The sequence below is a fragment of the Mycobacterium sp. NPDC003449 genome (genome assembly GCF_053588415.1).
The window spans coordinates 97202-111447 of sequence record NZ_JBSFPX010000002.1 but is presented as its reverse complement, the minus strand read 5'-3'; the positions used below and the strand labels follow the sequence as shown (position 1 = coordinate 111447).

The following is a 14246-nucleotide window of genomic DNA, read 5'->3' as shown; positions in this document are numbered from 1 at the left end:
TTGATCAACCCCGCGCTCGCCGACGCCATCGGCCACGATGGAGACGAGGCACCGCTCAGTGAGCAGGTCGCCGCGGCCATCCACCGCAAGATCTTGAAGGGCGAGGTGCCGGTCGGCAGCTGGCTCCGGCACGACTCCCTGGCCACCGAGTTCGGGATCAGTCGCACGCCGGTGCGCGAAGCCCTCCGGGTGCTCAACGCGCAGGGGATCGTGACCATTGTCCCCAACCGGGGTGCGCGGGTGAACGGGCATTCCAGTCACGATGTGGTGGAGATCGGCGTGGTGCGGGCCGAGCTCGAGGGGCTCGCCGCCGAATTGGCCGCCGAGCGCATCGACGACGATCAGATCGTCCGGCTCGACGTTGCGCTGCAGTCCTTTCGGGAGATCGCCGGCGCGCCCTCGATCAGCGACGATCTGGCCGAGAAGTGGGCGCAGACCAACGACCTCTTCCACGCCGTGATCCTCGAGGCGGCCGGGAACAAGCATCTGACCACCAGCATCAAAGAACTGCGCAGGAAGCTGCCACACAATCTCTCCTACGGTGGCTACAAGGGGAACAGCCGTCTGCTGAACAAGAACTTCGAGGAGCACGTGGCGATCGCAGAGGCGATCAAGGCGCAGGATGGCGCGACCGCACGCCGTCTGATGACGGCACACATCCGCTCTTCCAACGAGACAACGGCTCGTTGGGTGGAAAGCAACGCCGCGGACCTGTCGGCGACCTGACCCGTCGACCCGTCGGTGTCAACTGCTGCTGAGCCGGCCCCCGTCGACGACGATATCGTGACCGTGCACGTGTGTCGCGAGGTCGGAGATCAGATAGGCGATCGCGCCGACGTGCTCATGGGGTTGCGCGAACCGGCCGTCCGGAATTTTCTGAATGGTCTTCTCCACCCAGCCTTCTCGTTCGAACAACGAGTCGTTGATCGGCGAGATCGTGGTCCCCGGCGAGATGGAGTTGACCCGGATCCCCTGCGGGGCGAGTTCGGCGGTGAGCGCCCGCATCAGGCCGAGGACGGCGTGCTTGGAGACGTCATAGCCGACGGCACCGGCGGCTCCGCGGTACGCCGAGGTGGACGATCCGCAGAACACCACCTGACCGTGTGTTTCTCGAAGGTGCGGGACGGCCGCCTGGGTCAGGAAGAAGGGCGCGTACACATTGACCCCGGTCTGGAATTCGAGGTCTTCGCGGGTGACGTCCAGCATGGAGCCCCAGCGGGACACGCCGGCGATGTGGACGACGGTGCTGAGCTCTCCGAATGCCTCGAGTGCGGTCGAGACGACGCGCTGCGGACTCGCCGGGTCGAGCAGGTCGACCACGAGGGTCCGCATCCCCGCGGCCGCCGATTCCGCGGTGGCGCGCAGGCCGCTTTCATCGCGATCGATGCCGAGGACGCGGGCGCCCGCCGCACTCAGGCCACGGGCCGCGGCCGCACCGATCCCGCTGCCCGCACCGGTGACGACGATGGTTCGCCGATCGAGCCCCGGCATGGTCCAGCCAAGTGGCTCAGGCTGTTCCGGGTTCATCATCTCGGGCTTGTACTCACCTGGGGTCATGATGCTCTCTTTCCTGGAATCCGATATCTCTTGTGCCCCGCGGCCCGCGGTCAATAGCCGAGTCCCCGGCTCAGTGGGGCGAACGTATCGCGATACGGCAGTGTCGGCGGTCGTACCGCAGCGCTCGAGATCACTCCCTGTCTACGCCAGTGCTCCTTGCGTATTCCGATGCTGGTGCGTTGTTGGATCTCGAAGTTGACGAGTGATCCGATCGACCCGAGCAGGCCGCGCGCCGCGTCGAGTTCCCGGCGACTCCACAAATGGCTTGCCTCAGAGATGATCTCGGGTCGGGTGATGCCGATCGCGACGGCGGTCGCCCCGCTCGCGAGGTCCTCGATGAGCCCTGCGCCGCCCAGACCCGACATCAGTGTCAACTCCGGCGCCGCGTCCTTGAGTTGGCGGATGCGGTGAAACGTCGGCTGCGATTCGCACTTGATGAGCGTCACCCCGGTGGCGGCCGCAACCTCCAGCAGGGCATCGGTTTCGATTCGCACACCCGACGATGCGGGATAGTCCTGCAGTGCGACCTGGAGCCCGGATGCGTCCTGTACCTCACGTACGTGGTGTATCACCTCCTTGGCGTCGGCCGACCGGACGGGGAGCATCAGGGCGGCGAGGTCGTCGCCGTACTCGACGCCGAAAGCGCTGGCTGCCTTGCGGATCCACTCGGGGTCGGTCGTCATCACGCCGGCGATCAGCGGGACACCGGCGGCCAGCGCGCATTCGATGCAACCGAGTTGCTCGGCCAGGCTGAGGGAACCCGGTTCCGCGATCACCCCCAGCGCGACCAACCCACCACACCCGCGATCGACCAGGGTTCGGGCGTATCCGCGCATGGACGGTTTGTCGAGCTCGAGGTCGTCGGTGAACGGTGTGGCGAGCATTCCCCAGGTGGCGGGCGGATCCGCCATCAGCGCCCCACCGCGTAGTTCTGGGCACCGCGAGGGTTGGCGGCGGCGGTGATCAAACCGGTCGACCGGTCCAGGGTGACACTGGTCAGGCGGCCCAACGACCAGTCGGCGGTTTCCCGGACCACGTGGCCCGCGCTGCGCAGCCGCTCCACGATGGACGCGTCCAGGCGTCCCTCGACCACAAGGCCCGCAGGTTCCCACGTGCGCGGCCAGAAGCTCGACGGGTAGCTGGTCGTGTGGAACATGGGGGATTCGATGGCCTCCTGTGGCGAGTGACCGAAGATCAGGGTGCGCAACAGGTACAGCAGTTGCCACTGGTCCTGCTGATCACCGCCAGGGGTGCCCATGACGGTGGTCTGCTCACCCGTGGTCACCAGCGTCGGGCTGAGCGTGGTGCGCGGTCGACGGCCGGGACGGAGTGCCGACGGGCTGGCCGGATCGAGGTGGCACATCTGCAGGCGCGTGCCGAGGGCGAACCCGAGTTCGGGGATGGTCGGTGAGGACTGCAGCCAGCCGCCGGACGGCGTGACCGAGACGGCATTGCCGTATTGGTCGATGACATCGATATGGCAGGTGTCGCCACGCACCGCTCCGGTGAGCGTGACGGTGGGCTCACCCGCGGCCCCGGTGTGTTCGGCCGACGCCGTGCGCAGGACCGGATGGAACGGCTCGGGCAGCCGGTCGCCGCGGCCCGGCCGAAACCGGGCGGAGGCCGACTCGTCGATCAGCGCCCGCCGGGTCGCGGCGTATGAGTTCGACAGCAACTCCGCCAGCGCGGCGGACGCAAGACCGTCGCCGAAGTACGCTTCGCGGTCGGCCAGCGCGAGTTTCAGTGTCTCGACGACGTTGTGAATACCGATGGGGGAGGCCAGGTCCAATTGGTCGTCGTCGAAGCCCGCCAAGATCGTGAGGCATTGCAGCAGAAGCGGACCCTGCCCCCAGGCACCGCCCTTGTAGATGCGTGACCCGCGGAAGTCGACGACGACCGGAGCCTCCCAGCCGGCCCGAAAAGTGGTGAGATCGTTGCGTTCGATGACGCCGCGATGAATCGTGCCGGTGGAGTGCAGGTGCGGTGTCGAGCAGCAGAATTCTTCGATTGCCTGTGCGACAAAGCCATTCGCCCACACGGTGCGAGCATGGTCGATGATCGCGACCCGGCTCGCGTCGGGCCCGGCGCCGGTTCGGGCTTCTCGGCACAGCCGGCGCAATGTCGCGGCATAGGTGTGGTTGCCGACCACTGTGCCCGCGGGCGGTGCCTCGCCGTCGCGCAACCACTGCGTGGCCGATGTCGGCCAGTGCCGGTCGAAGAGGTCGCGGACACCGGCGATGGCGGCCGCGGCGTGGGGGTGCAGGGGTTGGCCGACCGTGGCGTAGTGAATGGCGTAGCCGAGAACCTCGTCGAGCTCCCAGGTTCCGTGATCACGCAGCAGTAGCAGCCAGGCATCGACCGCGCCAGGGATGGCGGCGGCCAGCGCACCGGAGCCCGGAACGGCGTCGAGGCCTTCTGCGGCGAAATGCCCGATGGTGGCCTTGGCGGGGGCCGGCCCCTGTCCGCACAGGACCATGGGACTGGAACCGGCCGGGGCGACGATGCCGACAAGGTCGCCGCCGGGGCCGTTGAGATGAGGTTCCACGATGTGCAGGACGAAACCGGCGGCCGTGGCGGCGTCGAAGGCATTGCCCCCGCGTTCCAGTACGGCCTGCGCGACGCCGGCCGCCACCCAGTGGGTACATGCACTTGCCCCGAACGAGCCGACCACATTCGGACGGGCGAGGAAGGGTTGAGTCAAAGGGTGGCCTTTCGACGTGGTGAGCGGCGACCGCTGAATATCCGGTGGAGATAAATTGGATGCTATATTGACAATCTAGCATCCGACTTGGAGGGTGTTAGTCACCCGCGCCATCGACAACTTCCTCGGTACCCGCCAGTCCGGAAGGTTCACAGCATGCAAACGCAGCCCATCGCCGATGCCCAGCCCACAGCGCGGGGCGGTGACAGTCAGTTGCGCAAAGTGGCGGTCGCGAGCCTGGTCGGCACGACGATCGAGTGGTACGACTACTTTCTGTTCGGCACCGCCTCGGCGCTGGTCTTCGGCAAGGTCTTCTTCCCCGCGTTGTCGCCGACGGCGGGCGCGCTGGCGTCCTTCGCGATCCTCGCCGTGGCTTTCGTGGTCAGGCCGATCGGCGCCGTCATCTTCGGCCACTTCGGCGACCGGGTCGGCCGGAAGAAGCTGTTGGTGGTCAGTCTGCTGATCACCGGTGGCAGTACGTTTCTGATCGGGCTGGTGCCGACCCCGGCCGCCATCGGCTCGTGGGCTCCGGTACTGCTCGTCCTGCTCAGGGTGGCCCAGGGGCTCGGGGTCTCGGGGGAGTGGGGTGGTGCCGTGCTGATCGCCGTCGAGCACGCGCCGGCGCGAAAGCGGGGTCTCTTCGGCAGTTTTCCGCAGACCGGTTTGGCGCTGGGGTTGCTCCTGGCGACCGGGGCCTTCGCACTCATCGAGCTGCTGCCCGAAGAAGCCCTGCTGGCGTGGGGCTGGCGCGTGCCCTTCCTCGCCAGTGCCCTGCTGCTGGTCGTGGCGCTCTATGTCCGGTTGCAGATCAGCGAGACGCCGGCGTTCGTCGCGGCGCATGAGAAGATGAAAGAGACTGAGGCCGAGCGTATCCCGATCGTGGACCTGCTCAGGAACCATTGGCGCCAGCTTGTCCAGGCGATCTCGCTGCGGCTGGCCGGAGACGTGCAGGGCTATATGGTGACCGCGTTCTCGGTCTCCTACATCGTCAACCAACTGGGCAGCGACGGATCGCGCGCCACGGCGGCGGTGACCGTCGCGGCCCTGACGTCGGTCGTAGCTGTGCCCGTCGCCGGATACCTGTCGGATCGGGTCAGCCGAAAGCGGACCTATCTCGCGGGCACGATCCTGGGAATCGTGTTCGCGTTTCCGTTCTTCTGGCTGATCGACACCAACCGCTTCGCCGCGATCGTGCTGGCGGTCGTCGTGATGTACACCTTCGCCGGAATGGTTCCCTACGCCGTGCAGGGAACCATCTACGCCGAGATGTTCCCGACCCGGGTCCGCTACAGCGGCACGTCGCTGAGCTATCACTGCGCCGGAATCCTCGGTGGCGGCATCGCCCCGATGATCGCCACGGCGCTGGTGGCCTGGTCGGGTGGCAGCTCATGGCCCATCTCGGTGTACATGGTGGCGATGGGGTTGATCACCCTGGTCGCCACGCTCATGCTGAAAGACCGCGGCCAGGCCGCGCTGGAGCCCACGGTCCAGCCGCCGGACCGGTCTCGCTGACCGCCACACAGGAGTTCATCGGTGAAACAACTGACATTCGGCCGCAACAACGGCCTGCGTATCTCCGAATTATGCCTGGGCACCGGGACATTCGGATCGAGGACGCGCCAAGGGGCCACCCTCGAGGAGGCGCGTCGCATCGTCGACCGCTACGCCGGATCCGGTGGAACCTTCATCGATACGGCGAGCAATTATCAGGACGGAGACTCCGAAGAGTTCGTCGGGAAGCTTCTCGGGGCACAACGCGAGCAGTTCGTCCTGGCCAGCAAGTACAGTCGCGGATCTGGACGGCCGGAGGATCGTCTGCTCGCGGGCAACAGCCGACGCAGCATGGCTCGATCGGTTGAACGCTCGTTGCGGCGCCTGAAAACCGACTACCTGGACGTGTATTGGGCGCACTACGACGATCGCGTGACACCCATCGACGAAATCGTCTTGGGCTTCGACAATCTGGTCAGGTCGGGCAAGATCCTCTACGGTGGCCTCTCCAATTTCCCGGCCTGGCGGGTTGCCCGCGGACAAACCCTCGCCGAGCTGCGTGGATTCGCACCGATAGTGGGGATCCAGGTCGAGCACAGCCTGGTGGAGCGCACCGCGGAGCGTGAATTGTTGCCGATGGCAGAGGCATTCGGGCTGGGCGCGGCGCTGTACTCACCGCTCGGCGGCGGATACCTGACCGGCAAGTACCGGACGGGTGGGTCCGGGCGCGGCGTTCTCGTCTATGCCGACGACGCCGAACGCCGCACCGGGACCCTGGACACGGTCCTTGAGATCGCGGCCGGGCTGGGCGTGTCACCGGGGCAGCTGGCGATCGCCTGGCAGCGGCAGATGAACCGGCGCTCGGCGTCGACCCTGGTGACCATCGCCGGCCCTCGAACGGCCGACCAGCTCGATGACTATCTGCGAGCCATAGAGTTGGATCTGTCGGCCGAGATCGTCGAGCGCCTCGACGAGGCCAGCGCGATAACCCTCGGCGCGCCGTTCGACAGCATCGGCGGGCCGACCGATGTCGGTGACGACCCTGAGCGCCTCGACGACCGCGCTGTACCCGTCAACTGAAATTCCAGTGTGAGGAGAGAAGATGGCTGACAATCCGGCGAATGGGACCGCGGGCGAGTACCCGACCGACCCTGGCGACGAACTCGTCTTCGAGAATGATCGAATTCGGGTGTGGGCCATGAACCTCGGTCCCGGCGAGGCGATCTTCTACCACTCGCATCAGCACGATCACCTGATCCTGTGGCCGACGGCGGGCCGGGCCCGATCCCAGGACATCGATGACGAGGAAGACTGGATGCACGTCCAGAACGCCGAGAAGAACTTCGCGTTCTTCAAAACCGTCGGCCACACAAAAGGATTGAAGACACACAGGCTGAAGAACCTGGAGGACTATCCGGTGACGCACTACATCATCGAGCTCATCGGTGAGCGTTCGCCCAGCGCGGTCGAGTTGCCGGCCGAAACGAACGGCAAGGGGGAGTTGTCGCGCGAGCACATCGTCCGGGTGCCGCGGGCCACCCATCCACATACCTGACCGATGTAGGCCGAGCAGACGTAAAACTGCCTCTTTCCACGTGGAAAGGGGCAGTTTTACGTCTGCTCGCGAGGGAAAAGTGCGCCGGCTGAGAGCCTACAGCGGGATGTTCTTGTGGCGGCCGCGGCGGTGCGGGGCCTCGGCCAGCGCCTGCGTCAGCTTGCTGCGGGTGTGTGACGGATCGATCTTCTCGTCGACCACACCGATCTCGATCGCCGAATCCACACCGCCGGCAATCCGTTCGTGCTCGATCGCCAGCTCCTCGTGCAGCGCGTCGCGCTCCGCGGGATCGGAAACGGCGGCCAGCTTCTTCTTGTGCAGGATGCCGACGGCGGCCTTGGCGCCCATCACCGCGACCTCGGCGTCCGGCCAGGCGAACACCTTGGTGGCGTTCAGCGACCGCGAGTTCATCGCGATGTAGGCCCCGCCGTAGATCTTGCGGGTCACCAGCGTGACGCGGGGGACCGTCGACTCGCCGAAGGCGTGCAGCAGTTTGGCGCCGCGGCGCACCACCCCGCCCCATTCCTGGTCTACCCCGGGCAGGTAGCCGGGCACGTCGACCACGACGACCAACGGGATGCCGAACGCATCGCACAGCCGCACGAAACGTGCCGACTTCTCGGCACTCTCGGAGTTCAGGCAGCCGCCCAGGCGCAGCGGGTTGTTGGCGATCACCCCGACGGTGCGGCCGGCCAGCCGGCCGAGGCCCACCACGATCGACGGGGCCCACTTGCCCTGGAACTCCTCGAACGGCACCCCGTCATCGAGCAGTGCGGTCAGCAGCGGGTGCACATCGTAGGCGCGGCGGGCCGACTGCGGCAGCAGCGCGTGCAGGTCGGTATCGCCGGCCTCGGCCTTGCTGCGGTCGAAATGGCCCTGCTGGCAGAACAATCCGACCAGGCGACGGCCGCGCTCATAGGCGTCGAGCTCATCGTCGGCGACGATGTGGCACACCCCGGACTTCTTGTGGTGGGCGTCGGGCCCGCCGAGCGAGACCATGTCGACGTCCTCGCCGGTGACACTGCGCACCACGTCCGGGCCGGTGACGAAGACCTTGCTGTCCGGGGCCATCACGATGACGTCGGTGAGGGCGGGCCCGTAGGCGGCGCCGCCCGCGGCGAAACCGACGACCACTGAGATCTGCGGGATGTACCCCGATGCCCGGATCATCGCCTCGAAGACCAGGCCCACCGCGTGCAGGGCCTTGACCCCCTCGGCCAGGCGCGCGCCCCCGGAGTGCCAGATGCCCACGATCGGGCTCTGCTCCTCGATCGCGGTGTCGTAGGCGTTGACGATGTGGGCGCAGCCCTCGATGCCCATGGCGCCGCCCATCACGGTGCCGTCGGTGCAGAAGGCGACCGTGCGGACACCGTTGACGGTGCCGGCCGCGGCCAGCACACCGGAACGGTCCCGCTCGTGCAGCAGCTCGACGCTGCCGTCATCGAAGAACGTGCTCAGGCGCAACAGCGGATCGCGCGGATCGAGTGATTCGGCAGCCGCCTCGGGGGCCATGATCGTCATACAAACCTCCTGTAGCTGTCGGATGCCGGCTTGCGCCTACGGGAACGCGGGTGTCAGTACTTCCCGAAGGCGAGCGCGACGTTGTGCCCACCGAATCCGAACGAGTTGTTGATCGCAAACTTGAAATCGCCTTGCCGCGGCTCACCGGCGACCACGTCCAGATCGATCTCCGGATCGAGATTGCGCAGGTTGAGCGTCGGCGGGATGATGCCGTCCCGCAACGCCAGGACCGTCAGGATGGACTCGACCGCGCCGACCGCGCCGACCGAGTGGCCCAGGGCCGACTTCGGCGCGTAGACCGCGGGCCGGTGCCCGCCCATCGCATTGTTGATCGCCATACCCTCGGCCACATCGCCGACGCTGGTGCCGGTGGCGTGCGCGTTGACGTGGTCGATGTCGGTGGGCGCCAGACCAGCCAGCTGGATGGCCCGCGTCATGGCGTAGCCGGCCTGCTCGCCGTTGGGATCCGGCGCCACGATGTGGTAGCCGTCCGAGGTCACGCTGGCACCCATGATGCGGGCCAGGATGTTGGCGCCGCGGGCCTTGGCGTGCTCCTCGGTCTCGATCACCATGAGGGCACCGCCCTCGCCGAACACGAACCCGTTGCGGTCCTTGTCGAAGGGCCTGCAGGCGCCGGCCGGATCGTCGTTGGTGTTGGACAGCACGATGCGCATCTGGGCGAAACCGGCGATCGGCACCGCCTCGATCTTGGTTTCCACCCCACCGCAGATCGCGATGTCGGCCTCGCCGAGCACGATCTGGCGCCAGGCGTTGGCGATCGCCTCTGACCCCGACGCGCAGGCCGAGATCGAGGTGCAGACGCCCGCCTTGGCCTTGCGCTCCAGACCGATCGCCGCCGCCGCGCCGTTAGGCATGTACATCTGCACGACCAGCGGGGACACCGCACGCAGGCCCTTGGCCCGCATACCGTCGTAGGCCCAGACGAGTTCCTCGGCGGAGCCGAGGCCGGTACCCATCGAGACCATCAGCCGACGGGCATCGACCTCCGGGGACCCGGCGTGGTCCCAGACTCGGCGGCCGAGCACCGTCGACATCTTCTGCAAATATGACAACCGGCGCAGCTCGACCCGCGTCAGGTCATGTTCGAAATCCTCCAGGAGATGCCCGCCGATACGAACCGGCAGGTCATACTCCTCGACAAACGAATCGGTCAGCTCGCGGATGCCGCTCTGGCCGTCGAGCAGCTTCTTCCAGGTGCTTTCAGCATCGGTTGCCAGCGCCGTCGACATTGCTACGCCGGTGACAACCACATTGGGAAGACCATTCCCGGTGGACAATCCCGCCATATTTGCTGCGTTCTTTCCTTCCGTGCTTACCCTTGCGAGGCTGAAGTGCAGGCCTCAGTACCGTCCGAAGGCCAGGGCCACATTGTGTCCACCGAACCCGAACGAGTTGTTGATGGCGTACTGGTATTCGCCATACCGAGGCTCGCCCGCAACGATATCGAGATCGATTTCGGGATCAGGCGTCTCGTAGTTCAGCGTCGGGGGGATGACGCCGTCGCGCAGTGCCAGCACGGTCAGGATCGACTCCAGCGCACCGACCGCACCGATCGAATGGCCGAGCGCGGACTTCGGCGCGTACACCGCGGCCTGCTCGACCCCGGCAACCCGGATCGCGTTGGCCTCCGCGGTGTCGCCGATCGGCGTCGCGGTGGCGTGCGCGTTGACGTGGTCGATGTCCTTGGCGTCCAGACCGGAGGTCTCCAGCGCACGCTTCATCGCGTGGCCGGCCCGCAGACCGTCGGAGGCCGGAGCCACCATGTGGAACGCGTCCGAGGTGATACCGGCACCCATGAGCCGGGCCAGCGGCTTGGCGCCACGGGCCTTGGCGTGCTCCTCGGTCTCGATGATCATCATCGCCCCGGCCTCGCCGAACACGAAGCCGTCGCGGTCCTTGTCGAACGGACGCGACGCGGCGGCCGGTTCGTCGTTGCGGGTGCTCATCGCGCGCATCATCGAGAACGCCGCGATCGGCAGCGCCTCGATACCGCCTTCGACACCACCGCACACCGCGAAATCGGCGTCGCCCATCACGATCTGGCGCCACGCATGTGCGATGGCCTCAGAACCCGACGAACAGGCCGACACCGGGGTGATGACACCGGCGCGGGCGCCGAGTTCGAGTCCGGCGACCGCGGCCGCACCGTTGGGCATGATCATCTGAACGGCCAGCGGGCTCACCTTGCGGGGACCGCCCTCGTTCATCGCGTCGTAGGTCTCGACGATCTTCTCGCCACCGCCGAGGCCGGTACCGATCACGACGGCGAAGCGGTCGGGATCGACCTCGGGGGTTCCGGCGTTGTCCCAAAGCTGCTTGCTCAGGAACTTCGACATGCGCTGCACATACGACATGCGCCGCATATCCAGCCGGGTCATGTGGTCGTCGATGGAGTCCACCAGGTGTCCGCCGATGCGAACCGGCAGATCCCATTTGGTGACGAAGTCGTCCTCGAGGACGCGGATGCCGCTCTCGCCTGCCAGCAGGCCCTTCCACGTGCTCTCGATGTCCGACGCGAGCGCAGTCGTCGCCGTGACGGCGGTTACCACGACATTGGGGTAACCACCGTTGGCAGTGGAAGGCCTGGTCACTGGTCTGCCGAGAACTTCTCACGCAGGGCGGCGGCGGCCTCGGGGTTCTCTTCCTCAAGCTTCTGGATGTAGGCGACGACGTCGCCGACGGTGCGCAGGCCGGCCAGATCCTCGTCGGGGATCTTCACGCCGTACTTGTCCTCGGTCTGCACTGCGATCTCCACCATCGACAGCGAGTCGATGTCCAGGTCGTCCACGAAGGACTTCTCCGGGGTCACCTCGGACGGCTCGATGCCCGTGACCTCTTCGATGATCTCGGCGAGACCGGCGATGATTTCTTCCTGACTGGCGGCCACTATGGCTCCTTCTTCTTGTTGAGACACCCTCCGGATGCGGAGGGCGCTATTCCTGACGTATCGGTTGTGCGGTTTGGCGGTATGCGGTTGTCGCCGGGGCTCAGAGTTCGCCCAGGCCGTCCAGATCCCCTGGCGACTTGACGGCTCGCGTCGGGGTGCCCTTCAGCTCGCGTTTGGCGATCCCGACCAGCGTTCCGGCCGGCGGGAATTCGACGATTCCCGTGACGCCACGTTCGCGCAGGGTGGCGTTGCAGAGGTCCCAGCGGACCGGTTTGGTCAGCTGGGCGACCAGCTTGTCCATCGCGTCGGCGGCCGAGGCGACCGGCTGCCCGTCCGCGTTCGACAGAAGTGTCGCGGTGGGCTCTTCGGTCGTTACCGACGCCGCCGCGGCGGCGTAGCCGTCCAGCGCCGAGGCCATATAACGGGTGTGGAAGGCGCCCGCGGTGGCGAGTTGACGGACCCGGGCCCTGGCCGGCGGATCCTCGGCGAGCTTCTCTAGCGCCGCGATCGCACCGGCCGCCACGATCTGGCCCGCGGCGTTGCGGTTGGCGGGCACCAGGTCGAGTGACTCCAGGCGGGCCAGAACCTCGGCCTCGTCGCCCCCGAGGACCGCCGACATGCCGGTCGGCTCGACCGCGCAGGCCTTGGCCATCTCGGCGCCGCGGGTGGCGGCCAGCTTGACCGCATCGTCGGAGGAGATGACGCCGGCGATCGCGTAGGCGGCGATCTCACCGACCGAATGGCCCGCGGCGATGATCTCGGTGGTCTCGGGTGCACCGCGCTTGACGAGCTCCTCGTGCGCCAGCAGCGTCGCGGCGACCACGAGCGGCTGGGTGACCGCGGTGTCGGTGATCTCCTCGGCGGTGGCGGTGGTGCCCAGCCGGGTCAGGTCCAGGCCACTGATCTGCGACCACGTCGCGAGACGATCGGCAGCGCCGGACAGCTCCAACCATGCGGTGAGCATGCCGGGTGTCTGCGAGCCCTGTCCTGGGGCAAGCAATGCGAGCACGGGTCCTTGAGGCACTCATTAAGAGAACACTGTGAAGACGGGTTTGCGCGGTGTAAGAGATTATGAACCTTGTCTTATGTTTTTGTAGGTTCTCCACAAAACTGCATGTGATGCGACGTGGCCGATATCTTTGCGCGATCTGCGGCCATCGGCGCGGCTGTTCTATCGGGGCTGCGGTGCGCCCGCGCTGGGCTCGCGACTCGCCCGGACGGTGGTGAATCCGCTGTTTGGCGTGCTGGTCTGGTAAGGGTGTTTGCTGAGCCTGCCGACGGTGGCGGCGACGCGCAACACGTAGGCATCGCGCGGCAGGGCGGGATCGCGCCCGGTGAAGTCGGCGATTCGTTTCAGCCGGTAGCGCACGGTGTTTGGATGAACGAACAACTTGCGCGCGCAGGCCTCGATCGCCCCGCCGGAATCCAGATAGGCGTCGAGAGTCTCGGTGAGCGCCGGTCCGGCATCGGCCAGCGGCCGCATGACCTCGGCGTCCAGCGCCGCGATCGCGGTCGTGTCACCCAGCAGCGCCCGCTCGGGCAGCAGTTCGCGCGCAGGTACCGGGCGGGGCGCCCCGGTCCAGCCGATCACCGCGTTCATCCCGGAGATCGCCTCGGTCGCGCTGAGGTGCGCCGCCGTCAGCGTCGTGGCCGTCGGGCCGATCACCACCGGGCCGTCGGCGAACACGCTGAGCAGTTCGGTCAGGAACCGCTCGGTCGGCGACAACGGTCCCGACACGATCGCCACCAGCCAGGTGCCGTGGACGTCGCACAGTGCGGCGCGGTTGTTGCGCTGCACCACATCGCGGACGTCGTCGCGGACCAGGTCGATGCGGTCCGGGCGCGGCAGGCCCACGATCACCGTGGCGGGGGCGGTGGCATCCCAGTTCAGCGCCGCGGCCTGGGACTGCAGTTCGGTGCCGGTGTCGCCGCGCACCACCGCATCGACGATATTGGCCTCCATCCGGATGTCCCAGGCACCGCGGGCCTCGGCCTGATCGGCGTAGGCGCTGGCCGCCGCGAACGCCAGGTCGCGGCTGTAGCGCAGGATGCCCGCGGTCAGCGCGGTGAGCTGTTCCTCGCTGCGGGCCAGCAGCGGCACCACCTCCTCGAAGAACTCCATCGAGGTGCGCACCATCTCCACCGACTGCCGCAGCGCGACCCGGCGCCGCAGATCCTGCGGCACCACCTCGAAGGCCTGCGCGGTGTAACTGACGTCGCTGGCCGGGTTGCGCATCCACTCGACGAAATTGACCACCGCGGTCTGCACCACGAGCTGCACGCTGGCGCGCTGGGATGCGTCGAGGTCGGAGAAGAACGTCAGCCGTTCCTCCATGGCGTGTACCGCCTCGGTGGCCAGCCGGCCCGAATACTGCTTCAGCCGGCGCAACACCGAATCGGGCACGCTCTCGAGCACCTCGACGGTGGATTTCGGCGGAACGAACCGATTGTCGGGCATCCCTAAAAGCTACGCCAACTTTCTGGTGGATTCCTCCAAACGTCACTCGGCGAGC

General features: G+C 67.0%; 13 protein-coding genes. 4 read left to right on the top strand and 9 right to left on the bottom strand.

The annotated features are described in order from the left end of the window. Entirely contained in the window at window positions 1–726 is a 726-nt protein-coding gene (locus ACWDTP_RS01365; RefSeq protein ID WP_450015782.1) for a GntR family transcriptional regulator, read from the top strand. 18 nt (window positions 727–744) lie between these two features. On the opposite strand, the gene ACWDTP_RS01360 is transcribed toward ACWDTP_RS01365, so the two are convergent. The 3 genes from ACWDTP_RS01360 to ACWDTP_RS01350 are packed head-to-tail and all read right to left on the bottom strand — an operon-like array spanning window position 745 to window position 4258. Continuing rightward, window positions 745–1557, bottom strand: a complete 813-nt coding sequence (locus tag ACWDTP_RS01360; RefSeq protein ID WP_450015780.1) for an SDR family NAD(P)-dependent oxidoreductase — start codon at window positions 1555–1557, stop codon at window positions 745–747. A gap of 50 nt (window positions 1558–1607) precedes the next feature. Next, entirely contained in the window at window positions 1608–2468 is an 861-nt protein-coding gene (locus tag ACWDTP_RS01355) for a dihydrodipicolinate synthase family protein (RefSeq protein WP_450015778.1), read from the bottom strand. After that, on the bottom strand, window positions 2468–4258 hold the full coding sequence (locus ACWDTP_RS01350) for a gamma-glutamyltransferase family protein (RefSeq protein WP_450015776.1): 1791 nt from the start codon (window positions 4256–4258) through the stop codon (window positions 2468–2470). The genes ACWDTP_RS01355 and ACWDTP_RS01350 overlap by 1 nt, the downstream gene beginning before the upstream one ends. Window positions 4259–4414: 156 nt before the next feature. On the opposite strand from ACWDTP_RS01350, the gene ACWDTP_RS01345 reads away from it, so the two are divergent. Genes ACWDTP_RS01345 through ACWDTP_RS01335 form a run of 3 tightly spaced genes read left to right on the top strand, consistent with a single transcriptional unit; the run spans window position 4415 to window position 7304 of the window. After that, entirely contained in the window at window positions 4415–5770 is a 1356-nt protein-coding gene (locus tag ACWDTP_RS01345) for an MFS transporter (protein WP_450015774.1), read from the top strand. A 21-nt stretch (window positions 5771–5791) separates the two neighbouring features. Further along, on the top strand, window positions 5792–6829 hold the full coding sequence (locus ACWDTP_RS01340; protein ID WP_450015772.1) for an aldo/keto reductase: 1038 nt from the start codon (window positions 5792–5794) through the stop codon (window positions 6827–6829). A 22-nt stretch (window positions 6830–6851) separates the two neighbouring features. Beyond that, window positions 6852–7304 carry a hypothetical protein gene (locus ACWDTP_RS01335; protein ID WP_450015770.1) on the top strand — a complete coding sequence of 151 codons (453 nt, stop codon included), beginning with the start codon at window positions 6852–6854 and terminating at the stop codon, window positions 7302–7304. A 96-nt stretch (window positions 7305–7400) separates the two neighbouring features. Here the strand turns inward: ACWDTP_RS01335 and ACWDTP_RS01330 are convergent, their stop codons facing one another. The 6 genes from ACWDTP_RS01330 to ACWDTP_RS01305 form a co-directional block, all read right to left on the bottom strand. Next, entirely contained in the window at window positions 7401–8825 is a 1425-nt protein-coding gene (locus ACWDTP_RS01330; RefSeq protein WP_450015768.1) for an acyl-CoA carboxylase subunit beta, read from the bottom strand. 53 nt (window positions 8826–8878) lie between these two features. Then, the gene (kasB, locus tag ACWDTP_RS01325; protein WP_450015766.1) at window positions 8879–10132 is read right to left on the bottom strand and encodes a 3-oxoacyl-ACP synthase KasB; all 1254 of its coding nucleotides are present in this window, start codon (window positions 10130–10132) and stop codon (window positions 8879–8881) included. 54 nt (window positions 10133–10186) lie between these two features. Then, the gene (gene kasA, locus ACWDTP_RS01320) at window positions 10187–11437 is read right to left on the bottom strand and encodes a 3-oxoacyl-ACP synthase KasA (RefSeq protein ID WP_450015764.1); all 1251 of its coding nucleotides are present in this window, start codon (window positions 11435–11437) and stop codon (window positions 10187–10189) included. Further along, a complete protein-coding gene (acpM, locus tag ACWDTP_RS01315; protein WP_018599434.1) occupies window positions 11434–11733 on the bottom strand; it encodes a meromycolate extension acyl carrier protein AcpM in 300 nt (99 codons plus the stop codon). Before acpM ends, kasA begins: the two co-directional genes overlap by 4 nt. Before the next feature lie 100 nt (window positions 11734–11833). After that, window positions 11834–12742, bottom strand: coding sequence for an ACP S-malonyltransferase (locus ACWDTP_RS01310; protein WP_450015761.1), 909 nt, complete (start codon window positions 12740–12742; stop codon window positions 11834–11836). 162 nt (window positions 12743–12904) lie between these two features. Further along, window positions 12905–14191, bottom strand: coding sequence for a PucR family transcriptional regulator (locus tag ACWDTP_RS01305; protein ID WP_450015759.1), 1287 nt, complete (start codon window positions 14189–14191; stop codon window positions 12905–12907). Between the last annotated feature and the right edge of the window lie 55 nt (window positions 14192–14246).